The organism is Nocardiopsis flavescens (assembly GCF_900141985.1).
Classification (GTDB): Bacteria; Actinomycetota; Actinomycetes; order Streptosporangiales; family Streptosporangiaceae; genus Nocardiopsis; species Nocardiopsis flavescens.
Genome location: NZ_FQZK01000004.1, coordinates 210,519 through 231,204, shown reverse-complemented (window position 1 = coordinate 231,204; position 20,686 = coordinate 210,519). Strand labels below are relative to the sequence as shown.

21 protein-coding genes are annotated in these 20,686 nt (G+C 75.3%); 11 read left to right on the top strand and 10 right to left on the bottom strand.

Annotated features, from left to right (window positions below):
- Positions 1–6 precede the first annotated feature (6 nt).
- A complete protein-coding gene (locus BUE45_RS09880; protein WP_178378505.1) occupies positions 7–732 on the top strand; it encodes a DUF1295 domain-containing protein in 726 nt (241 codons plus the stop codon).
- Between the two features lie 310 nt (positions 733–1,042).
- Here the strand turns inward: BUE45_RS09880 and BUE45_RS09875 are convergent, their stop codons facing one another.
- The 6 genes from BUE45_RS09875 to BUE45_RS09850 form a co-directional block, all read right to left on the bottom strand.
- A complete protein-coding gene (locus BUE45_RS09875) occupies positions 1,043–1,828 on the bottom strand; it encodes an SDR family oxidoreductase (RefSeq protein WP_073377959.1) in 786 nt (261 codons plus the stop codon).
- An 88-nt stretch (positions 1,829–1,916) separates the two neighbouring features.
- Positions 1,917–2,966: an NAD(P)-dependent alcohol dehydrogenase gene (locus BUE45_RS09870; protein ID WP_073377957.1), complete on the bottom strand. Its 1,050-nt coding sequence runs from the start codon at positions 2,964–2,966 to the stop codon at positions 1,917–1,919.
- A gap of 93 nt (positions 2,967–3,059) precedes the next feature.
- Entirely contained in the window at positions 3,060–4,310 is a 1,251-nt protein-coding gene (locus BUE45_RS09865) for an NAD(P)/FAD-dependent oxidoreductase (RefSeq protein ID WP_073377955.1), read from the bottom strand.
- Entirely contained in the window at positions 4,307–4,501 is a 195-nt protein-coding gene (locus BUE45_RS09860; RefSeq protein WP_073377953.1) for a ferredoxin, read from the bottom strand. The genes BUE45_RS09865 and BUE45_RS09860 overlap by 4 nt, the downstream gene beginning before the upstream one ends.
- On the bottom strand, positions 4,498–5,397 hold the full coding sequence (locus BUE45_RS09855) for a pyridoxamine 5'-phosphate oxidase family protein (RefSeq protein ID WP_073377951.1): 900 nt from the start codon (positions 5,395–5,397) through the stop codon (positions 4,498–4,500). The genes BUE45_RS09860 and BUE45_RS09855 overlap by 4 nt, the downstream gene beginning before the upstream one ends.
- Positions 5,398–5,462: 65 nt before the next feature.
- Positions 5,463–5,915: a VOC family protein gene (locus BUE45_RS09850; protein WP_073377949.1), complete on the bottom strand. Its 453-nt coding sequence runs from the start codon at positions 5,913–5,915 to the stop codon at positions 5,463–5,465.
- A gap of 178 nt (positions 5,916–6,093) precedes the next feature.
- Between BUE45_RS09850 and BUE45_RS09845 the strand changes: the two genes are divergently transcribed.
- From BUE45_RS09845 to BUE45_RS09815, 7 genes are all read left to right on the top strand, one after another.
- Entirely contained in the window at positions 6,094–6,633 is a 540-nt protein-coding gene (locus BUE45_RS09845) for a CGNR zinc finger domain-containing protein (RefSeq protein ID WP_342746019.1), read from the top strand.
- Positions 6,634–6,758: 125 nt separating this feature from the next.
- Positions 6,759–8,333 carry an MFS transporter gene (locus tag BUE45_RS09840; RefSeq protein ID WP_073377947.1) on the top strand — a complete coding sequence of 525 codons (1,575 nt, stop codon included), beginning with the start codon at positions 6,759–6,761 and terminating at the stop codon, positions 8,331–8,333.
- A gap of 27 nt (positions 8,334–8,360) precedes the next feature.
- Entirely contained in the window at positions 8,361–8,735 is a 375-nt protein-coding gene (locus tag BUE45_RS09835) for a VOC family protein (RefSeq protein WP_073378289.1), read from the top strand.
- Between the two features lie 8 nt (positions 8,736–8,743).
- Positions 8,744–9,127 carry a VOC family protein gene (locus tag BUE45_RS09830; protein ID WP_073377944.1) on the top strand — a complete coding sequence of 128 codons (384 nt, stop codon included), beginning with the start codon at positions 8,744–8,746 and terminating at the stop codon, positions 9,125–9,127.
- A 1-nt stretch (position 9,128) separates the two neighbouring features.
- On the top strand, positions 9,129–10,100 hold the full coding sequence (locus BUE45_RS09825; RefSeq protein ID WP_073377942.1) for a sigma-70 family RNA polymerase sigma factor: 972 nt from the start codon (positions 9,129–9,131) through the stop codon (positions 10,098–10,100).
- Positions 10,101–10,297: 197 nt separating this feature from the next.
- Complete coding sequence (locus BUE45_RS09820) at positions 10,298–11,359, top strand: LacI family DNA-binding transcriptional regulator (RefSeq protein ID WP_073377940.1); 1,062 nt, start codon at positions 10,298–10,300, stop codon at positions 11,357–11,359.
- Between the two features lie 52 nt (positions 11,360–11,411).
- Positions 11,412–12,218, top strand: a complete 807-nt coding sequence (locus BUE45_RS09815) for an alpha/beta fold hydrolase (protein WP_073378287.1) — start codon at positions 11,412–11,414, stop codon at positions 12,216–12,218.
- 112 nt (positions 12,219–12,330) lie between these two features.
- On the opposite strand, the gene BUE45_RS09810 is transcribed toward BUE45_RS09815, so the two are convergent.
- Positions 12,331–12,636: a DUF6506 family protein gene (locus BUE45_RS09810; protein ID WP_073377938.1), complete on the bottom strand. Its 306-nt coding sequence runs from the start codon at positions 12,634–12,636 to the stop codon at positions 12,331–12,333.
- 140 nt (positions 12,637–12,776) lie between these two features.
- On the opposite strand from BUE45_RS09810, the gene BUE45_RS09805 reads away from it, so the two are divergent.
- The 3 genes from BUE45_RS09805 to BUE45_RS09795 all read left to right on the top strand — a co-directional run bounded on the left by BUE45_RS09805 (position 12,777) and on the right by BUE45_RS09795 (position 16,634).
- A complete protein-coding gene (locus BUE45_RS09805; RefSeq protein ID WP_073378285.1) occupies positions 12,777–13,781 on the top strand; it encodes a cellulose binding domain-containing protein in 1,005 nt (334 codons plus the stop codon).
- Between the two features lie 53 nt (positions 13,782–13,834).
- Positions 13,835–14,698 (top strand): endo alpha-1,4 polygalactosaminidase, encoded by an 864-nt coding sequence (locus tag BUE45_RS09800; RefSeq protein WP_073377936.1) that lies wholly within the window; start codon positions 13,835–13,837, stop codon positions 14,696–14,698.
- Positions 14,699–15,647: 949 nt separating this feature from the next.
- On the top strand, positions 15,648–16,634 hold the full coding sequence (locus tag BUE45_RS09795; protein ID WP_073378284.1) for a LacI family DNA-binding transcriptional regulator: 987 nt from the start codon (positions 15,648–15,650) through the stop codon (positions 16,632–16,634).
- A 20-nt stretch (positions 16,635–16,654) separates the two neighbouring features.
- On the opposite strand, the gene mmsB is transcribed toward BUE45_RS09795, so the two are convergent.
- Genes mmsB through chvE form a run of 3 tightly spaced genes read right to left on the bottom strand, consistent with a single transcriptional unit; the run spans position 16,655 to position 20,600 of the window.
- Positions 16,655–17,935, bottom strand: coding sequence for a multiple monosaccharide ABC transporter permease (gene mmsB, locus BUE45_RS09790; RefSeq protein ID WP_073377933.1), 1,281 nt, complete (start codon positions 17,933–17,935; stop codon positions 16,655–16,657).
- Positions 17,932–19,461 carry a sugar ABC transporter ATP-binding protein gene (locus BUE45_RS09785; protein ID WP_143173324.1) on the bottom strand — a complete coding sequence of 510 codons (1,530 nt, stop codon included), beginning with the start codon at positions 19,459–19,461 and terminating at the stop codon, positions 17,932–17,934. Before BUE45_RS09785 ends, mmsB begins: the two co-directional genes overlap by 4 nt.
- A 47-nt stretch (positions 19,462–19,508) precedes the next feature.
- Positions 19,509–20,600 carry a multiple monosaccharide ABC transporter substrate-binding protein gene (gene chvE / locus BUE45_RS09780; RefSeq protein ID WP_073377917.1) on the bottom strand — a complete coding sequence of 364 codons (1,092 nt, stop codon included), beginning with the start codon at positions 20,598–20,600 and terminating at the stop codon, positions 19,509–19,511.
- Positions 20,601–20,686: the final 86 nt, after the last annotated feature.

Here is a 20,686-nt window from a genome sequence, read left to right as displayed (position 1 = left end):
GTGCTCATGCTCGGGACCTTCGCCGTGGGGAGGCGGCTGGGGCGACACGGGGTCGTCGACGTCGCCTGGGGGCCGGCCTTCGTCCTCGTGGCGCTGTTCTCGTTCCTCACGGCGACCGGCGACCCGCTGCGCGCCGGGCTGCTGCTGGCCCTGGTGTCGGTGTGGGGCGTGCGGCTCGCCGTCCACATCGGGCGGCGCTCGCGCGGGGCGGGGGAGGACCCGCGCTACGAGCGGCTGCTCTCCCGCGCCCCCGGCGACCCGGACATGTACGCGCTGCGCGTGGTGTACCTGCTCCAGGGCGCGCTGGTGTGGCTGGTATCGCTGCCGATCCAGGTGGCCGCGCACGCACCGGGCCCGCTCGGCGGCTGGGCGGTCGCGGGCGCGGCCCTGTGGGCGGTCGGGTTCGCCTTCGAGGCCGTGGGCGACGCCCAGCTCGCCGCCTTCCGCCGCGACCCGGCCAACCGGGGCCGGATCATGGACCGGGGCCTGTGGGCGTGGACCCGCCACCCCAACTACTTCGGCGACGCCTGCGTGTGGTGGGGGCTGTTCCTCGTCGCGGTCTCGGGGAGCCCGTGGACGCTGCTCGCCCTGCCCGCCCCGCTGGTGATGACCTACCTGCTCACCCGCGGCTCGGGGCAGCGGCTGCTCGACGAGCACATGCGCGGGCGGCCCGGCTGGGCGGAGTACGAGGCCCGCACCAGCGCCTTTTTCCCCCGGCCGCCGCGCGGCTGAACCGCCCGGCCGCGCGCGGGGCGCCGCCCCGCGCACGGCCGGGCGGCGGCCGGTCCGCTCGGGGCGGCTCCTGGGGAAGAGGGGCCGCCCCGAACGGCCGGAGCCCCGTCCGTGAGGCCAGCCTACCCTCGCCCGGCCCGGACACCGCCGGGTCCGGCGGACCGGTCCGGTGGGCGCCCCGGCGTCCGGGCGGCACCGCCCCGCCGCGGACGCCCCGCCCGGCCGACCGCGGCGCGGCCGCAACCCGCCGAACGGACGGCGCCGCGCGCCGGGGCGGTCCCCGGCGCGCGGCGCCCCGTGCCACGGTGGTTCAGACGGTCGGGATCGCCCCGCCGTCCACCCGCACGATCGACCCGGTCACGTAGGCCGCCTGCTCGCTCGCCAGGAACGCGGCCACCGCGCCGTACTCCTCGGCCCGGCCGTACCGGCCCACCGGGATGGTCGCCGCGGCCTCGGCCTCGACCTCCTCCACCGTGCGGCCCTCCCGCTCGGCGCGCCCCCGGTCCAGGGAGTCGGTGCGGGCGGTGGAGATCCGGCCCGGGACGATGACGTTGACCGTCACCCCGTCCCCGGCCACCTCGCCCGCCACCGTCTTGGACCAGGAGTGCAGCGACGCCCGCAGCGTGTTGGACACCCCCAGGTTCGGGATGGGCGCGATCGGACCGGCGGAGGTGCTCGTGATCACCCGGCCCCAGCCGCGCTCGCGCATCCCCCCGACCACGGCGTCCGTCAGCCGGATCACCGGCAGCACCATCGCGCCGTACATGTCCTCCCACAGCCCGGGCTCCTGCCCGAGCGCGGGGGTGGGCGGCGGCCCGCCGGTGTTGTTGACCAGGATGTCCACCGACCCCAGCCGCTTCTCCACGTACTCGACCACCCCGGCGGCGCGGTCGTGCTCGGCCAGGTCCCACTCCACCGAGAGCGCCGACGTGCCGTGGGCGTCGCAGTCCTCCACGACCTTCGTCAGGCGCTCCTTGTCGCGGCCGGTCACCGCCACGTTCACACCCTCGGCGGCCAGGGCCACGGCGATCGCCCGCCCCAGCCCCGAACTCGCCGCCGTCACCAGCGCGGTCTTCCCCGCGATCCCCAGATCCACCTGTTCCGCCCTCTTCCGGCCCGTATCGGTCGGGCGCACTCTACCGAGGCCGCAGGCCACGGCGGAAGCCGGGAAGGCCGCGAACCGGTCACTTCTGTCCGGGCACCACCACGGCGCGGCCGGAGACCTCCCCGGCCTCCAGCCGCCGGTACGCCTCCAGGGCGTCCTCCATGCCGAAGCGCTCCACGTCGGGGCTGATCTGCCCGGCCCGGTACAGGTCCACCACCTCCCACAGGTCCTCCACCGTCCCCCAGTAGGTGTTGGTGACGTAGGACTCGTAGGGGGTGGTGAAGAACGAGAACTCGTGCGTGCCGCCGCCGATGCCGACCACCGTCAGCCGCCCGCCCTGGGCCATCGAGGCCGCGGCGGCCGCGATCGTCGGGGTCACCCCGACGAAGTCGAACGCCGCGTCCACGCCCCGGCCACCGGTGATCTCCCGGATCTCCTCCACCTGGCGCGCGCCGCCCGCGACGGTCACCGCGCCGTTCTCCCGCGCCCGGGCCAGGGCCTCGGGCTTGACGTCGGTGGCGATCACGGTCGCCCCCGTCAGGGCCCGCAGGATCTGCACGCCGATCTGCCCCAGCCCGCCCAGGCCGATGACCAGGGCGTTGCGCCCGCCGCCCGCCAGGTGCGGCAGCGCCTGCTTGATCGCGTGGTAGGGCGTGAGCCCGGCGTCCGACAGCGGGGCGGCGGCCACCGGGTCGGCGTCGCCCAGCGGCACCAGGTGGTGGGCGGGCGCCGTCATGTACTCGGCCATGCCTCCGTCGCGGCCCAGGCCGGTGGCCAGGTAGGGCATCGTGGCCGCGTTCTCGCAGTAGGTGTCCTGGCCGCGCGCGCACTTGCGGCAGTGGCCGCAGCCGATCGGCCCGTAGACCAGGTAGGCGGCGCCGACCTCGACGCGCCCGCTCACGCCCTCGCCGAGCGCCTCCACCCAGCCGGAGTTCTCGTGGCCCAGCACGAACGGGGGCTTCTGCGCACCCGGCTGCCCCTCCTTGAAGTGGCGGTACACGCTCACGTCGGAGTGGCAGGCGCCCGCGCCCGCCACCCGCAGCAGCACCTCGCCGGGACCCGGCTCCGGCTTGGGGACGTCGGTCAGCGACGGGAACTGCTCGTAGTTCTCGAAGACCACGGCTCGCATCGGGTGTTCTCCTGCCTGTCGGTTTCGGCGGCGCCGGGCCACCGGCAGGTCGCCCCGCGTGCCCGGCCGACCGCTCGACGCTATCAACGCAGGTCACGGCTGTCGGCCAACGCCGATCCCGGAATCGGTCGACACTTCTTGACCCGGGAGGCCCCGCACGATCTCCCGGCGGTGGCCCGCCAGCCGCGAGGTCCGGTTCACGGTCAGCGCGCCGACGGTCCGGCCGCCCCGGAGGTAGACGACCTCCAGCCGCCGCCGCACGGGGTCGTGCTCGCGGACCTCGGCCCGGTCCGCCGCCCCCGGCACCCCCACCGACCGCAGGCGCAGCCCGAACTGGTCGGACCAGAACGAGGGGACCACCGGCTCCCGGGGCGGGGGCGCGCCCAGCAGGGCCGCCGCCGCGCCCGCGGCGCGGTCCACCGCCCCGCTCCAGTGCCCGAGCGCGAGATGGGAAGGGGTCCCCGGGCCGGGACAGGGGTGCGGCGGTGCGGCGGCGTCGCCCAGTGCCACGATGTCCGGTACGGGGTCGCCCCGCAGGTCCAGCGCCCTTCCGCGGCTGTCGCACAGCAGCGCGCCGGTCTTCGGGTCCAGGAGCAGCCCGCCGCCCCGCAGCCAGTCCGTGGCGGGCCGGGCGCCCAGGGCGAGTACGACGGTGCGGGCGGCCACCCGGGTCCCGTCGGACAGCAGGACCCGCCCGCGGCGGTCCGGCAGCGCCGCCACCGCGGTACCCGTGCGCAGGTCGACCCCGGCGTCGGCCTGCACGGCGGCCATGAAGGCGCCCGCCCGCGCGCCGACCGCGGACTCCAGGGGCGTCCCGCCCCGTGCCACCAGGGTGACCTCCAGCCCCATCGACCGGGCGGCGGAGGCGACCTCGCAGCCCAGGAACCCCGCCCCGGCCACCAGCACGGGGCCGCCGCCGAGCAGCGCGGCGCGCAGCGCGACCGCGTCGCGGCGCCCGCGCAACAGGTGGACTCCCGGCCCCGGTGTCCGCGGGCCGGGCCATGGCGCGGCGCCGGCCCCGGTGGCGACCACCAGCCCGGCGTAGCGCAGCTCGGTGCCGTCGTTCAGCAGAACGGTGCGCGCGGCCCGGTCGAGCCGGACGGCGGCCCGCCCCAGGACCGTGCGCGCGTCGAGTCCGGCGGGGATCGGCAGGTCGGCGGCGGAGACGGGCACGCGCCCGGTGAGCACGTCCTTGGACAGCGGCGGGCGGTCGTAGGGCGGGTCGGGCTCGTCCCCGACGAGGACCAGGCCGCCCGTGTACCCCTGCTCGCGCAGGGCGTCCGCGGTCCGCAGCCCGGCCAGGCCCGCCCCGATGACGACGACCGGGTCGGGCGCGGCGCTCACGGCGCCCCCTCGACGAGCACCGCCCGTACCGGGCAGGCCGCCGCCGCGGCGGCGACGGCCCCGGCCTCCCCGGGCGGCGGGGCGGGGTCGTAGAGGAGGTTCTCGTCGTCGTCGAAGGAGAACACCCCGGGGGCGGCGAAGACGCACTGGCCGTGGTCCTCGCACCGGTCGCGGTCGACACCGACTCTCATCGCGGAGCTCCTTCCGGGGACGCGGGGGCGGTGGGCGGGTTGAACCTGGAGTACCCGGGCTCCCCGGGCGCCAGCAGGCCCGCGCCGGGGACGGACACCGTCCGGCCGACGTCGAACACGACCGTGCGCGAGGTCCCCTCCCAGCCGACCCGGGCGCTCCCGGTGAGCATCAGGACGGCCCCCGTCTCCCAGTCCGGGAACAGGAGGCCGGCCCGCGGCCGGGACCACAGGTTGCCCAGGGTGTTGAACACCGCGTTGCCCGCGTAGTCGGGCCAGGAGAGCCGGGTGGGCGAGTGGACCCGCACGAACCCCGGCGCGCCGCCGCGGTGGCTGGCGTCGGCGTCCCCGTCCGGCCCCGAGGTGGCGATGAAGAACGTGTCCGCACCGCCGACCAGGGACCGCTGCTCCGCGGACAGTCGCGTGCCGCAGGCGGGAGCGCCCCGGCGTCCCGGCGGAACCGGCCGCGGGTGCCGCTTCTGGATGTACTTGGGGCAGTTGGCGTAGACCTGGTCGGTGGTGACGCGCAGCCCGCCCGGGCGCGGGCGCGCCACCCCGTTGACCCGCATTCGGCGCCGCGTCAGGGGGTCGATCGCCAGCAGGCCGACCCGGGCAGCGGCGTGCGCGTCCAGGGGGTCGCCCGCGCCGGGCAGGGCGGCCGCGTCCAGGGTGCGCGGCCCGGTCGCGCGCAGGAATCCGGCCGGGCCGCGGAGCAGGGTGCACCACGGGTCGCCGTGGGCGTCGACGGCGCCCAGGACCAGCCAGGTCCGCTCGGCGAGGAACGCGGCGGCGACTTCGGGGATCTCCGCGCGGATCGCGTCGTCGGAGAGGGCGGCCCGGCCGCTCAGGCCGGCGCGTTCGCGCACGGCCCGCTCACCGGGGTGGCGGCGTGGTGCCATGGTTCCTCCGTCGGGTGGTGGGAGCGGTGGGTGTGGTGGGGGCTCCGCTCGCGGGCGGACCGAGTTCAGAAGAAGCCGCAGGCGGGCGCGCCGCCGGCCGGGGCGGGGAGGGACTCCGCGCCGGCGGGGGCGTAGATCTCCAGGCGGATCCCGTCCGGGTCGTGGAAGAAGATCCCGCCGGAGGAGGCGCCCTCACCGTGGGGGACCACGCCGTCGTGGGCGAACTCCACGGACAGCTCCCGCAGTTCGCGCTCGGCGGCCCGGACCTCCTCCAGCGTGCCCACCTCGAAGGACAGGTGGTGCAGGCCGGATGCGGTCCGGTCGAAGGGCCCCCGCGCCTGCTGCCACAGGGTGAGGACCAGCCGCCCCGCGCGGCCGAGGAAGGCGAACCCGCGGCCCTCCTCGGAGCCCTCGCCCAGGACCTCGAAGCCGAAGACGCGCGTGTAGAAGGCGCGCGAGCGGGCGAGGTCGGTGACGTTCAGGCCCACGTGCCCGGTGGCGAGGTCGGTCGGTGCCATGACACCACTCCTTGAGTCGTCGGATGTAACCGTTGAAAGTGACTTTAGGGGTTAGTCGGGGAAGGGGCAACCCCTGAAATCCGTTTAGATGGTTGTCGCAGGTGGCTGGTAGCATCCCGCGACCGCCCGCGGCTTCCCGCCGCGGGGGACGTCCGCGGAGGAAGGGGGTGCGGAACCGGTGAACGACCGGCCGCTCCTGGGCGAACCGCTCGCGATGGACCTGCTCAACACCCGGTGGGCGGCGGCCGGGGAGCGCTTCGACCTCTTCGACGCGCCCGGCGGCCTGGCCCGGTGGCTGGCCGACAACGGCCTGTCCGCCCGCCACCCGGCCGACGCGGCCGCCCTGCCCCCGCTCCGGCACGTTCGCGACGTCCTCACCGGGCTCGTCGAGGACCCCGCATCCCCCGCCGCCACCGCCGACCTCAACCGCGTCCTGGCCCACGGCAGAGTGCGCAGGGTCCTGGACGGCGGGGCCCCGGGGGCGGTCGTGGAGTTCGACGACCCCGCCTGGGGGCCCGCCTGGGCCGCCGCCGACGGCTACCTCGACCTGCTGCGGGCCCCGGACCGCATCCGCCGCTGCGGCCACCCCGACTGCGTCCTGTACTTCTTCGACACCTCCAAGAACGGCACCCGCCGCTGGTGCTCCATGGCGGGCTGCGGCAACCGCGCCAAGGCCGCCCGGCACCAGGCCCGGTCCCGCTCCGACCTCCGGGCCTGACCCGCCGCCGCGGCGACGGGTCAGGCCGGGAAGCCGCTCCGGCGAACGGCTCCCCGGGCGCGATGAGTTCCGCGGCCCCTCCGTGTCCGTACGTGTGAACGAACCCGTTCGGACCGGAGGACACCGTGACCGCACCCCGCCCCGCCGCCCCGGCGGCCCGACCCGACCGCCGGGCCGTGCTCGGCTTGGCCGTGCTCGCCCTGCCCACCCTGCTGCTGTCCGTGGACATGAGCGTGCTGTACCTGGCGCTGCCGCACCTGGCCGCCGACCTGGACCCCACCGGGCCCCAGCTGCTGTGGGCCGTGGACGCCTACGGCTTCATGGTCGCCGGGTTCCTCGTCACCATGGGCACCCTCGGCGACCGCGTCGGCCGCCGCCGGCTGCTGCTGATCGGGGCCGCCGCGTTCGGCGCGGCCTCGGCCGCGGCGGCCTTCGCGCCCACCGTCGAGTTCCTCATCGCGACCCGCGCCCTCATGGGCGTCGCCGGGGCCACCCTCATGCCCTCCACCCTGGGCCTCATCGGCGGCATGTTCCCCGACCCGCGCCACCGCGCCGCCGCCATCGCCGTCTGGAGCGCCTGCTTCATGGGCGGCACCGCCCTGGGGCCCGTGGTCGGCGGGGTGCTCCTGCACTGGTTCTGGTGGGGGTCGGTGTTCCTGCTCGGGGTGCCCGTCATGGCGCTCCTCCTGGTGTGCGGGCCGCTGCTGCTGCCCGAGCAGCGCGCCGACCACCCCGGCCGCCTCGACCTCGCCAGCGTGGCCCTCTCCCTGGCCGCCGTGCTGCCCGTCGTCCACGGGCTCAAGACGCTCGCCGACGGTCACGCCCCCGCCGTGCCCCTGCTCACCGCGGCCGCCGGGCTGGCCGCGGGCGCGCTGTTCGTCCGCCGCCAGCTGCGCCTGGCCGACCCGCTGCTGGACCTGCGCCTGTTCCGGGCGCCGGGCTTCGGCGCCGCCCTGGCCGTGATGGCGGGCGGGGCCCTGGCCATGGGCGGCACCTTCCTGCTGATCAGCCAGTACTTCCAGCTCGTCGCCGGGTACCCGCCGCTCACCGCGGGCCTGTGGCTGCTGCCGCCGTCGCTGGCCATGGTCGCCGCCACCCTGGCCGCCCCGCCGCTGGCCGCCCGGGTCGGCCGCGCGAGCGTCATCGGCGGCGGCATGTTCGTCACCGCCGCGGGGTTCGCGGTCCTGGCCCTGGCCCCCGCCCAGGACGGGGCGCCCGCCGTCATGGCCGGGCTGCTCCTGGCCTCCGTGGGGCTCGGCCCGGGCGCCGCCCTGGTGGCCGACATCGTCGTCGGCTCGGCGCCCCCCGAGCGCGCCGGTGCCGCCGCCTCCCTGTCCGAGACCAGCGGCGAGCTCGGCATCGCGCTGGGCATCGCGCTCATCGGCAGCCTCTCCGCCGCCGTCTACCGAGCCGGCGTGACCGTGCCCGAAGGCGTTCCCGAGGCGGCCGGGAGCACCCTCGCCCAGGCCGTCGACGTCGCCCGGTCACTGCCCGACGCCACCGCCGCGGCCCTGCTCGGCCCGGCCCGGGAGGCGTTCACGGACGGCCTCAACCTGGCCGGGGGCGCCGGCGCCGTCGGCATGGCCCTGTTCGGCGCGGCCCTGGTCCTGCTGCGGACCCCGGCGAAGCCGGCCGGACCCGATGAGTCCGCGGCCCCGCCCGGGTCGGTACGGGTGAACGAACCCGTACCGGACGCCTGAGGAGGCACCGTGGCCACCCTCGACAGCATGCTGCTGGCCAGCACCGACCCCGACCGCCTGCACGACTGGTACGCCGCCGCGCTGGAGCCCCACTCCGACGACGACGTCGACTCCTACCGGGTGCTGCGGTTCGGCCGCTTCCACCTGCTCATCGACCGCCGCGAGGACGTCGGCCCCCGGGCCGCCGACGCCACCCGCATGATCATCAACTTCGACGTGGACGACGCCCGCGCCGTCGCCGCCCGCATGGACGGGCTGGGCACCGACTGGGTCTGCCCGCTGGAGGACCGCGGCGGCAGCCTGTTCGCCACCGCGGCCGACCCCGACGGCAACCTCGTCCAGATCATCCAGCTCGGCGCGGCCGACCGCGCGGCCATGGCCGCGGCGGAGACCGACTCCTAGGAGGGGACATGTTCGACACGAACCGGGCCTTCGGGTCCTTCGCGGTACCCGACACCGCACGGGCGCGCGAGTTCTACGGGGAGACCCTGGGACTGGACGTGCGGCCGGTCGAGGGCATGGAGGGGGAGGGGCTGATCCGCATCGCCCTCGCCGGGGACCACGCGATCCTCGTGTACCCCAAGTCCGACCACGTGCCCGCCACCCACACCGTGCTCAACCTGGTCGTGGACGACGTGGAGGCCGCGGTGGACGAGCTGGCCCGCCGGGGCGTGCGGACCCTGCGCTACGAGGGGTTCGACCAGGACGGGCGCGGCATCGCCCGGGGGGTGCCCAGGGTCGCCTGGTTCACCGACCCGGCCGGGAACATCGTTTCCGTCTTACAGGAGGCGTAACGTGGCGGTCGTGGTGGAACAGACGACCGACCAGGACTTCGCGCGGCTCGCCGCCCCCTACCGGCGCGAGCTGTACGCACACTGCTACCGGATGCTCGGCTCGGTGCACGACGCCGAGGACCTGGTGCAGGAGACGTACCTGCGCGCCTGGAAGGCCTACGACGGGTTCGAGGGCCGCTCCAGCCTGCGCACCTGGCTCCACCGGATCGCCACCACGGCCTGCCTCACCGCTCTGGAGCGGCGACGGCGGCGGCCCCTGCCCACCGGGCTGGGCGGGCCCGCCGCCGACCCGTCGGCCGACCTGGCCGACGGGTCCGAGGTGCCCTGGCTGGAGCCGGTCCCCGACGCCCTGGTGGGCGCCGACGACCCCGGCTCCGTGGTCGCCGCCCGTGCCGGGGTGCGCCTGGCGCTGGTGGCCGCGCTCCAGTACCTCCAGCCGCGCCAGCGCGCCGTCCTGGTCCTGCGCGACGTGCTGCGGCTGTCGGCCGCCGAGGTCGCCGACATCCTGGATACCTCCGTCCCGGCGGTCAACAGCCTGCTCCAGCGGGCCCGGGCGCAGCTGTCCCGCAACGCCCCGGTGGAGGAGGAGATCGTCGAGCCCGCCGACGCCAAGGCGGTCCTGGCCCGCTACGTGGCGGCGTTCGAGACCTACGACGTCTCGGCGATCACCGCCGTGTTCACCGAGGACGCGGTGTTCGAGATGCCGCCGTTCCGCACCTGGGTCCGCGGGGCGCCGCACATCGCGGAGCTGATCTCCGTGCACTGCCCGGCCTCCGCCGCGGGCGACATGGTGCTGCGGCCGGTGGAGGCCAACGGCCAGCCCGCGTTCGGCCTCTACATGCGCGACGCCGGGGGCGTGCACCGGGCGTTCGGGATCAAGGTGCTGGACCTGGTTCCGGAGGGCGTGCGGCACGCGGCGATGTTCTTCGACACCTCGCTGTTCGCCCGGTTCGGGCTGCCCGACCGGCTCTGACCCGCCCGTCGGCGGCCCCGCGGCGCGGCGCGGCCGGGTGCACGACGGCGCCCGCCCGCCCCCGGCGCCGCCGGGGCTTGACGCGGCGAAGCCGGCGGATGTAGCTTCCCGGAAGCCTTGCCACCGTGGCCCGCGTCTCCGTCGAGCGGTTCTGGAAACGTTTCCGCCCCTCGGCGCATCGCGTGACGGGAGCTTCGATGACGTCTTCACGCGCCACCCTGGTCCAGGTGGCGGAGCGCGCGGGGGTCTCGCTCGCCTCCACCTCCCGGGCCCTGCACGGGAGCGGCGCCAGCGCCGCCATGGTCGAGCGCGTGCGCGCGGCGGCCGACGAGCTGGGCTACAGCCCGGACGCGGTCGGGCGCTCGCTGCGGATGAAGCGCACCTTCCAGATCGCCTTCGCCGCCGCCGACATCGGCGGCCCCGCCCACGTCGAGATGATGACGGCGATCCACGGGGAGCTGGCCCCGCACGGCTACCGCGTCGTCGTCCTGGCGACCGGGGACACCGCGGCGTCCACCGCCGACCTGGTGCACAGCCTGAACAGCGGCTTCGCCGACGGGATGGTCCTCGTCCCCCCGCGCACCGACGACCTGCTCGCCGACTCCCTCCGGCGGCGGGACGCGCCCGTGGTCGTGGTCGGCCGCGCGTCCGGCGACCACGGCGCCGACTCGGTCTCCACCGACTCCGCCGCCGGGATCGGCCGGGCGGTCCGGCACCTGCGGGAGACCGGCCGCCGCCGGATCGGCTTCCTCGGCGGCCCTGCGGACAGCGTCCCCGGTGAGGAGCGCCGCCGCGGCTTCGACGCGGCCACCGCCGGCGGGGGCGGCCCGCCCGCCGTGGCGGAGGCCGCCGCGGAATTCACCGTCGCCGCGGGCGAGGTCGCGGCCCGGCGCCTGCTGGACCGCGCCGCCGCCGACGGCGGCCCGCTGGACGCGGTGGTCGCCGCCGACGACCTGCTGGCGATCGCGGTCCTGCGCGCCGCCCGGGAGCGGGGCCTGTCGGTCCCGGGGGACCTCGCGGTGACCGGGGTGGGCGACACGGAGCTGGGCCGTATCTTCCAGCCCAGTCTGACCAGCGTCTCCCTCGGGTGGGCCGAGTGCGGCCGCTCCGCCGCCCGGATCATGCTGGACCTGGTCCGGGGCCGCGGGGAGGGCGCCCGCCGGGTCCGGGTGGAGCCCCGCCTCATCGTCCGCGAGTCGACCGGCGGTGCCGCGCCCGGCGCCGCGGGGGACCCCGCCGCGGACACCCCGGAGCCCTGAGGGGCCGGCCGTGGGAGGGTGGGACCCCACCGGCGGGAACAGGGAGGCCCCGATGATCACGGGAGAGCTGGGCGGGAGCATCCGCCACACCGAGCACGGCGACCCGGACGGCGAACCGGTCGTCCTGCTCGCGGGGTTCAAGGCCCCGGCGACCTCGTGGCGCTTCCAGATCCCCGTGCTGGCCGGGGCGGGGTTCCGGGTGCTGGCCGTGGACCTGCCCGGGCACGGCGGCACCGCCCTGCCGGAAGGCACCGACATGGACGTGCGCGGGCGCGACCTGCACACCTTCCTCACGGCGGCGGTCGCAGGCCGGGCCCGGCTGGTGGGCGCGTCCATGGGCGGGAACACCCTGTGGTCCTACGTCGCGCGGTTCGGTACCGGGGCCGTCGAGCGCATCGTGATCGTCGACCAGACGCCGGCGATGCTCAACACCCCGGACTGGCCCCACGGGTTCTACGGGTACACGGAGGAGAACACCGACACCTACTTCCGCGACGGCATCCCGCGGACGGGGCGGGGGGTCCCGCTGCTGCGCCGCGGCGCGGCGGCCGTGCGGCTGCTGGTCGCCATGCGGGGCACCGACCCCGCCCTCACCGGCCCCGAGGGCGAGCTGCTGCGCGACCACGCCCGGCGCGACTGGCGGCCGGTGGTGGCCGGGGCGGAGGTGCCCGCGCTGTTCGTCGCGGGCGGGCGGAGCGAGTTCTGGCCCCCGGAGCACGCGGCCGCGGCGGCGGCCCTGAACCCGCGGGCCTCCGCGGCCGTGGTGGGGCGCGCGGGGCACGCGGTCAACATGGAGCGCCCGCGCGCCTTCGGCCACGGCCTGGTGGAGTACCTGCGGCGGGGGACCGCCGCGGGCTGAGGGGCAGGGCCGGCCCTCCCGGGGCGGGCCGCGCCGTGCGGCTCCGCCCGCCGCCGGCCCGGTGTGGCTCCGGGGCGTGGTCGGGACCGGAGCGGACACGGCGGACGGGACCCTAGTCGAACCGCGCGGCGTACGCCGCTGCGGCCCGGAGCGAGTCCGCCGCGAAGGCGACGTGCCCGACGGGGACCCGGCCGTCCACCGCGCGGGCCACCGCGGCGGCGTCCTCCAGGGAGAACCCGCCGCACAGCTCGATCAGCCCCACCCCCTCCCCGACCAGCTCCACGGCGAGGGCGGGTGCGTCGGCCGCGCGGGGGACGGGGACCAGGTGCGTGGTCTGCCCGGCGCGGTCCAGGGTCGTGCGGTCTCTGCCCGGGTCGCTTTCGGGGTGCTCGTAGATGTAGGCCCAGACGGCGTTCACGGCGACTCCTTCCGTTTCCCCGCGACGCTAGGGGCTCAACCTTGGTCGAGGTCAAGGAAGGGGGGTTTCCCGGAGGGCGCACCCGATATACCGTGCGGGCGTCTGGGAGCGCTCCCAGATCCGATCGAAAGGATGTGACCGTGTTACGCACCCTCCTGCGCGCGGCCCTGGCCGCCGCGCTCGTCGCAGCCGCCCTCGCCCCGGTTCCGGCGGCGGCCTCCCCGACATGCGCGGCCGAGGCCGCCGTGACCTCCTCGTGGGGGAGCGGGTTCACCGCCCTCGTCACGGTGACCAACACCGGGGACGCCCCGGTCCAGGGGTGGACCGCCTCCTGGACGCACCCGGAAGGGCAGGCGGTCACCTCCGCCTGGAACGCCGGCCTCGGAGCCGACGGGGCCGCGTACACGGCCCGCAGCGCCGCGTGGAACGGTGGACTGGCCCCGGGCGCCTCCGCCGACTTCGGGGTGCAGGGGACCACCGTCGGCGGGGAGGTCGAGTTCACCGGTCTGACCTGTGGCTTCGACACGGACGGAAAGGGGGACGCGGTGCGGATCATGCCGCTGGGAGACTCCATCACGGGCTCGCCGGGGTGCTGGCGCGCCCTGCTGTGGCGGGACCTCGCGGACGCGGGGCAGGAGGCGGACTTCGTCGGCACCCTGCCGGGCGACGGGTGCGGGTTCGCCTACGACGGGGACCACGAGGGGCACGGAGGCTATCTGGTGACGAACGTCGCCGCGCAGGGGCTGCTCCCCGGATGGCTGGAGCATGCCGACCCGGACACGGTGCTCATGCACTTCGGCACCAACGACGTCTGGAGCGGCGTCCCCACCGCCGGCATCCTGGCGGCCTACGACACGCTGCTGGCGCAGATGCGGGCGCACGACCCCGGCATCCGGCTGCTGGTGGCGCAGATCATCCCCATGGATCCCGACCGCAGCTGCGGGACCTGCGGGCAGGGAGTCCGGGACCTCAACGCGGCCCTCCCGGACTGGGCTGCGGCCAACACGACCCCGGAGTCGCCGGTCACGGTGGTGGACCAGTGGACCGGGTTCGACACCGACGAGGACACCTACGACGGGGTGCACCCGTCGGCGAGCGGCGACCGCCGGATCGCCGACCGCTGGTTCGCGGCCCTGGTGTCGTGACTCACGGTGGGCCGGGCGTCACCGGGGCCCGGCCCACCGCTAGGCTTCCCGCCATGAAACCCTCCGCACGGATGACACTGCCCCCGGCCGCCGCGGTGCTGGCCCTCCTCGCGACGGCGTGCGCGCCGACGGCGGACCTGTCCTCCCACTCCGAGCCGGCGTCCGGGCCGCAGGCCGGTGCCGAGGCCGCGCCGCTGCCGGACGGCGGGTTCGACTACCAGCTCGGCGGCGGGTACGAGCCGCCCGAAGGCGTCGAGATCGTCGTCCGCGACTCCACGGACGAGCCCGCCGCCGGCCTGTACTCCATCTGCTACGTCAACGGGTTCCAGACCCAGCCCGGGGACCGGGAGATGTGGCTCGACGAGGGGCTGGTCCTCCTCGACGGCGCCGGGGACCCGGTGCCGGACCCGGGCTGGCCGGACGAGTACCTGCTGGACACCTCCGACCCGGACAAGCGCGGGCGGATCGCGGAACTGCTCTCCGAGACCGTCGCGGGGTGCGCCGAGGCGGGCTTCGCGGCCGTGGAGTTCGACAACCTGGACTCCTTCCTGCGCTCGGACGGCGCGCTCACCGCCGAGGACAACTTCGCCCTGGCGGAGGAGCTGGTGGCGGCCGTCCACGGCCACGGCCTGCTCGCCGCGCAGAAGAACACCGCGGAGGAGACCGAGCGGGGCCTGGCCGCGGGGTACGACTTCGCGATCACCGAGTCCTGCGCGGCGTGGAACGAGTGCGACGTCTACACCGACGCGTACGGGGTGGACGGTGTGCTCGACACCGAGTACCCGGGCACCCTGGAGGAGCGGGGGATGACCTTCGACGAGGTGTGCGCCCACGAGGACACCCCGCCGCGTGCCATCCTGCGCGACCTGGACCTGGTGCCGGAGGGCGGGGAGGGCTACCTCTACCAGGCCTGCTGATCACGGATTGCAGGCGGGACCTAAGGCCCCGTTATCCTTCCCGGTTCCGTGGGGAACGCCGGCGCCGAAGGGGGACATTCCGCCCGGTCCTGGCGGTAACGCCGACCTTGGGTCGTCCGGAAAGCGCGGGGGCCGCTACGGACCGTGTACGCAGAGTTCCCGCCTGGTGCACAATGAAGCCGTCGGTGTTCCCTTCCTGGAACTTTCACATGCCGGCAGGGCCCCGGGGGTGCGCGCACCCCCGGGGTTCGTGCTTTCCGGGGTTCTCCCGCGCGGCGCCCACCCGGTGCAATAAAGTGCCCTTCGGGGCTCCTGTCCGATTTTCAAGAAGTTGGAAAATCGCCCGGTTTCCCGTGGAATCTTCGCAGCTCAATTACTGTGCTCCCCGCCCGCGCGGGGATGGTCCCGCCCCCACCCCCTGCACCTGGTACGTGGTGCGGTGCTCCCCGCCCGCGCGGGGATGGTCCCCCGGCGCCGATAGGACGTGCGCGAGTTCGGCGGTGCTCCCCGCCCGCGCGGGGATGGTCCCCATGCACTACTCCTGCGATCGGGGCACGCGGGGCGGTGCTCCCCGCGTATGCGGGGCTGAGCCCTCATGACCAACAATGAGCCGTCCGGTGGCCCCGCGCTCCCGTGCGCGGGGCGGGCCCGTGCCGCCGGCGGCGTTGGTCGCGTCCGGGCTCCCCGCGGGGCGGAGAGGGCGACGGAGCCGCCGGTGGTCGGGGGAGCAGGGTGATAGCGCTAACAATCGGCGAGTGAAGGCATCAGCCAAAGCCAAGGGGGGTGTCGTGAAAGCCAGCGAATGGGATATGTTAGCGCACACCCGTGCTCCTCGGGTGGGCCCCGGGTGCGGGGGCCGGTCCGGGCGGAGCACGCTACGGCATCGGCTGTGAAGGAGCTGCGGGTGAGCCAGACCCCACCGAACCCCGGCGCCGCCCGGGAACCGGCCATGACCGACGTCGCCCGGCTGGCGGGGGTGTCCCACCAGACGGTCTCGCGCGTCCTCAACGGCCACCCCAACGTCCGCGAGCAGACCCGGCTGCGCGTGCGCGCCGCCATCGAGCAGCTCGGCTACCGGCCCAACCGCGCCGCGCGCACCCTGGCGACCGGGCGGTCCCAGCTCCTCGGCGTCGTCGCCCAGAACTCGACCCTGTTCGGCCCCTCCTCGCTGCTGGCCGCCTTCGAGCTCGCCGCCGCCTCCCGCGGCTTCGTCGTCAGCGTCCGCCGCGTCCGGGTCCTGGACCGGGGCTCCATCGCCGAGGCCGTCGACCACCACCTGGAGCAGCGCGCCGCCGGGATCGTCGTGATAGCCCCCACCGCCGCCGCGGACGAGGCCCTGGCCGCGGTGCCGCCCGACATCCCGCTGGTCGCCGTGGACGGCGACCCCGCGCGCGGCGACACCCTCGTGACGGTGGACCAGCAGGAGGGTGCCCGCCTGGCCACCCGCCACCTCCTGGACGCCGGCCACCGCACCGTCTGGCACGTGTCCGGCCCCTCCGAGTGGTTCGACGCCGCCGACCGGGAACGGGGCTGGCGGCTGGCCCTGGAGGAGGCCGGGGCCGAGGTGCCGCCGGTGAGCCCCGCGGACTGGAGCGCCGCCTCGGGCTACCGGGCCGGGCTGCTGCTGGCCCGCATGCCCGAGGTCACGGCGGTGTTCGCCGCCAACGACCACCTCGCCCTGGGCATCCTGCGCGCGATGTCGGAGCGGGGCCGGGCCGTGCCCGGGGACGTGAGCGTCGTCGGGTTCGACGACGTGCCCGAGGCCGCCTACTTCATCCCGCCCCTGACCACGGTGCGCCCCGACTTCGCCACGGTGGCCACCGAGACCCTGGACGTGCTCCTGTCCTGCATGTCCGGCGAGCCCACCGCCTCCACCCGCAGGACCATCACGCCCACGCTCGTGGAACGCGCCAGCGTGGCCGCCCCGCGCGGGTAGGCGCGGGGCGGCCGTGCCGGTCAGGCCGAGGCGGGCTCCCGCGCCCCCGGGGAGGAGGCTCCCGCGCCCCCGCCGGGGCCGGGGCGCCCGCGCCGGCGGAGCCCGAACACCGCGGCCCCGCCCGCGCCGACCCGCCGCTTGTTGTAGATGTCGAAGGCCACCGCCAGCAGCAGCACCAGCCCCTTGATGAGCTGCTGCCAGTCCACGCCCAGCCCGATCAGCGACATCCCGTTGTTGAGGACGCCCATGACCAGGGCGCCGATGACGGCCCCCACCACCGTGCCCACCCCGCCGGAGGCGGACGCGCCCCCGATGAACGCGGCGGCGATGGCGTCCAGCTCGAACATGGTCCCCGCGCCCGGGGTGGCCGCGTTGAGCCGCGCGGTGAACACCAGCCCGGCCAGCGCGGACAGCGCCCCCATGTTGACGAACACCCAGAAGGTCGTCCGCTGCGTGCGGATGCCCGACAGGGCCGCCGCCCGCTCGTTGCCGCCCACCGCGTAGATCCGCCGCCCCAGCGTCGTGGAGCGGGTCACGAACGAGTACCCCGCGATGAGCGCCACCAGCAGCAGCCCGACCAGGGGCAGCCCGTTGTGGGCCGCCAGCGCGAAGGTGAACGCCAGGATCGCCGCCACCAGCACCGCCGAGGCCGCCGCGGTCACCGCCGCGTGCTGCACCGGCAGCCCGTGCGCCCGGGTGCGCGCCCGCGCGCGCCACTGGATCCACACCACGACCGCCGCGCCCGCCGCGCCCAGCAGCAGGGTCGGCAGGTGCGGGCCCTCGCCCTGGCCGGGCAGGAACCCGCCCGCGATCTGGCGCAGCGACGGGGGCAGGTGGGCGATGGACTCCCCGCCCAGGACCGCCAGGGTGGCGCCGCGGAACACCAGCATCCCGGCGAGGGTCACGATGAACGCCGGGACGCGCACGTACGCGATCCAGAAGCCCTGCCAGGCGCCGATCGCGGCCCCCAGCAGCAGGGCCAGGGGCACCACCGCCGCGGTCGGCAGCCCCCACGAGGTCAGCATGACCGCCGACACCGCGCCGGTGAAGGCCACCACCGAGCCGACCGACAGGTCGATGTGCCCGGTGACGATCACCAGCATCATCCCGATGGCCAGGATCAGGATGTAGGAGTTCTGGAGGATCAGGTTGGTGATGTTGAGCGGGGTCAGCAGCAGCCCGCCGGTCAGGATCTGGAACAGGACGACGATGGCGACCAGGGCCACCGCCATCCCGTACCGGCGGGAGTCGCCGCGGAGCAGGCTCCCGAGCCCGGCCCGTCCTGAGGTCGTCTGGTTCATGGCCGGTCCCCGGTTCTCGTCATCAGTCTCATCAGGGTCTCCTGGTCGGCCTCGCCGGCGGGCACCTCGCCGGTGAGGCGCCCCTCGCACATGGTGTGGACGCGGTCGCACATGCCCAGCACCTCGGGCAGCTCCGAGGAGATGAGCAGGACGGCCGCGCCCTCCGCGGCCAGCCTGCGGATGATCAGGTGGATCTCGTACTTGGCGCCGACGTCGATGCCGCGGGTGGGCTCGTCCAGGATCAGCAGCTCGGGGCGGGTGAACATCCACTTGGCCAGCACGACCTTCTGCTGGTTGCCGCCGCTGAGCGTGCGCACCGTTCCGGCGGCGACGTTCCCGCGCACGTGCAGCCCGTCGCTCATCCGCCGGGCCTCGACGGTCTCCCGCGCCTGGTCGATCACCCCGCGGCGAGAGACGCGGTGCAGCCCCGCCAGGGTGGTGTTGTGCCGGATGTCCTCGTCCAGCAGCAGCCCCAGCGTCTTGCGGTCCTCGGGCACGTAGGCCAGGCCGCCGCGGACGGCCGCGGCCACGTCGGGCACCGGCAGGACCTCGCCGTCCTTGAACAGCGTGCCCCGCACGTACCTGCCGTAGGACCGGCCGAACAGGCTCATCGCGAACTCGGTGCGCCCGGCCCCCATGAGCCCGGCCAGTCCGACGATCTCGCCCGAGCGCAGGTCGATGTCGACGCCGTCGACCATGCGCCGCCCCGGCTGGGTGGGGTGGTCGACCGTCCAGTCCCGCACCTCGAACCGCACCGGGCCGACCTCGCCCGCCGGTTCGGGGTAGAGGCGGTCCAGGGAGCGGCCCACCATGCCGCGGATGATCCGGTCCTCGTCCACCGACGGCGTCCCGTCCGCGCCGCGCTCCACGACGAGCGTCTCGATGGTGCGCCCGTCCCGCAGGATGGTGATCTCGTCGCTCACGCTCACCACCTCGCCGAGCTTGTGCGAGATGAGGATGCACGTGACGCCCTGGTCGCGCAGCTCGCGGAGCAGGTCCAGCAGCCGCCGGCTCTCCGCCTCGTTCAGCGCGGAGGTGGGCTCGTCCAGGATGAGCAGGCGCACCCGCTTGGCGAGGGCCTTGGCGATCTCGACGAGCTGCTGGGCGCCGATGCCCAGGGCCGAGACCGGGACGTCCGGGTTCTCGTCCAGGCCCACCCGGAGCAGCAGCTCGCGGGCCCGGGCGTGGTTGGCGTCCCGGTCCAGGACGCCGAACCGGGTGGCCTCGTGCCCCAGCAGCACGTTCTCGGCGATGGACAGCTGCGGGATGAGCGCCAGCTCCTGGTGGATGATGGCGATGCCCGCCCGCTCGCTGTCGACCACGCCGCCGAACGCGCAGGGCTCGCCGTCCAGCAGGATGTCCCCGGTGTACGTCCCGGCGGGGTGGACGCCGCTGAGCACCTTCATCAGGGTGGACTTGCCCGCCCCGTTCTCGCCCATGAGGGCGTGGACGCGGCCCTCGCGCACGTCCAGGGAGACGTCGTCCAGCGCCACCATCCCGGGGAACTCCTTGCGGATGCCCGCCATGCTCAGCAGCGGGCCCGGCGGGGCCCCGGCCCCGGTGGGAGCGCCCGTCACAGCTCCGACTCCTCGTAGTAGCCGCTCTCCACGAGCACCTCGGCGTAGTTGTCGATGTCGACCGACACCGGCTCCAGCAGGAAGGAGGGGACGGTCTTGACGCCGTTGTCGTAGGACTCGGTGTCGTTGACCGGCACGTCCTCCCCGGCGAGCAGCGCCTCCACCATGTCGACGGTCTGGGTGGCCAGGACCCGGGTGTCCTTGAAGACCGTCTGGGTCTGCTCCCCGGCGATGATGGAGCGCACCGACGACAGGTCGGCGTCCTGCCCGGTCACGACGGGCAGCGGCAGGTCGCCGGAGCCGTAGCCGACGGCGCGCATCGACTCGATGACGCCCAGGCTGATGCCGTCGAACGGGGAGAGCACGGCGTCCACCTCCTCGTCGGAGTAGTGGGCGCTGAGCAGGTTGTCCATCCGGGCCTGGGCGAGGGCGCCGTCCCAGCTCTGGGTGGCGATCTGCCCCATCTCGGTCTGGCCGCTGGGGATCTCCAGCGTCCCCTCGTCGAGGTGGGGCTGGAGCACCGACATCGACCCGTCGTTGAAGAAGTAGGCGTTGTTGTCGTCGGGGGAGCCGCCGAACACCTCCAGGTTGAACGGACCCTCCTCGCCGTCCTCCAGCCCGAGGGCGTCCACGATGTACTGCGCCTGGAGCACGCCGACCTCGAAGTTGTCGAAGGTGGCGTAGTAGTCGACGTGCTCGCTGCCCATGATGAGCCGGTCGTAGGCGATCACGGGGATGCCGCTGTCGGCGGCGGTGTCGAGCACGTCGCCCAGCGCCTCGCCGTCGACGGCGGCGATGACGAGGACGTCGGCGCCGCGGGTGATCATGTTCTCGATCTGCGAGATCTGGTCGGGGACGACGTTCTCGGCGTACTGGAGGTCGGTGCCGAAACCGCGGGACTCGAACTCGGCGACCATGTTCTGCCCGTCGTTGATCCAGCGCTCGGAGGACTGGGTCGGCATCGAGATGCCGATGAGGCCGTTCTCGCCGTCGGGCCGGGCGGCGTCGCCGACGCCGTTGCAGGCGGTGAGCAGGAGGGCCGATGCGGCGAGCAGGGCGGTGGCCGCCGTGCGTGAGCTGTGCGCCATGAGGGGGGTTCGCTTTCGTGTCGGTGTGCGTGTGGGGAGGGCGGGGCCGGAACGGCCCGGGACGGTGGGGCGGAGGGGTCGGGGGA

Coding starts and splice junctions, on each gene's coding strand:
- BUE45_RS09880 (WP_178378505.1), top strand. CDS start 7: ATGCTCGGGACCTTCGCCGTGGGGAGGCGGCTGGGGCGACACGGGGTC.
- BUE45_RS09870 (WP_073377957.1), bottom strand. CDS start 2,966: ATGCGAGCCGTGGTCTTCGAGAACTACGAGCAGTTCCCGTCGCTGACC.
- BUE45_RS09860 (WP_073377953.1), bottom strand. CDS start 4,501: ATGAGAGTCGGTGTCGACCGCGACCGGTGCGAGGACCACGGCCAGTGC.
- BUE45_RS09855 (WP_073377951.1), bottom strand. CDS start 5,397: ATGGCACCACGCCGCCACCCCGGTGAGCGGGCCGTGCGCGAACGCGCC.
- BUE45_RS09850 (WP_073377949.1), bottom strand. CDS start 5,915: ATGGCACCGACCGACCTCGCCACCGGGCACGTGGGCCTGAACGTCACC.
- BUE45_RS09835 (WP_073378289.1), top strand. CDS start 8,361: ATGCTGCTGGCCAGCACCGACCCCGACCGCCTGCACGACTGGTACGCC.
- BUE45_RS09830 (WP_073377944.1), top strand. CDS start 8,744: ATGTTCGACACGAACCGGGCCTTCGGGTCCTTCGCGGTACCCGACACC.
- BUE45_RS09820 (WP_073377940.1), top strand. CDS start 10,298: ATGACGTCTTCACGCGCCACCCTGGTCCAGGTGGCGGAGCGCGCGGGG.
- BUE45_RS09815 (WP_073378287.1), top strand. CDS start 11,412: ATGATCACGGGAGAGCTGGGCGGGAGCATCCGCCACACCGAGCACGGC.
- BUE45_RS09800 (WP_073377936.1), top strand. CDS start 13,835: ATGAAACCCTCCGCACGGATGACACTGCCCCCGGCCGCCGCGGTGCTG.
- BUE45_RS09795 (WP_073378284.1), top strand. CDS start 15,648: ATGACCGACGTCGCCCGGCTGGCGGGGGTGTCCCACCAGACGGTCTCG.
- mmsB (WP_073377933.1), bottom strand. CDS start 17,935: ATGAACCAGACGACCTCAGGACGGGCCGGGCTCGGGAGCCTGCTCCGC.
- BUE45_RS09785 (WP_143173324.1), bottom strand. CDS start 19,461: ATGGCGGGCATCCGCAAGGAGTTCCCCGGGATGGTGGCGCTGGACGAC.
- chvE (WP_073377917.1), bottom strand. CDS start 20,600: ATGGCGCACAGCTCACGCACGGCGGCCACCGCCCTGCTCGCCGCATCG.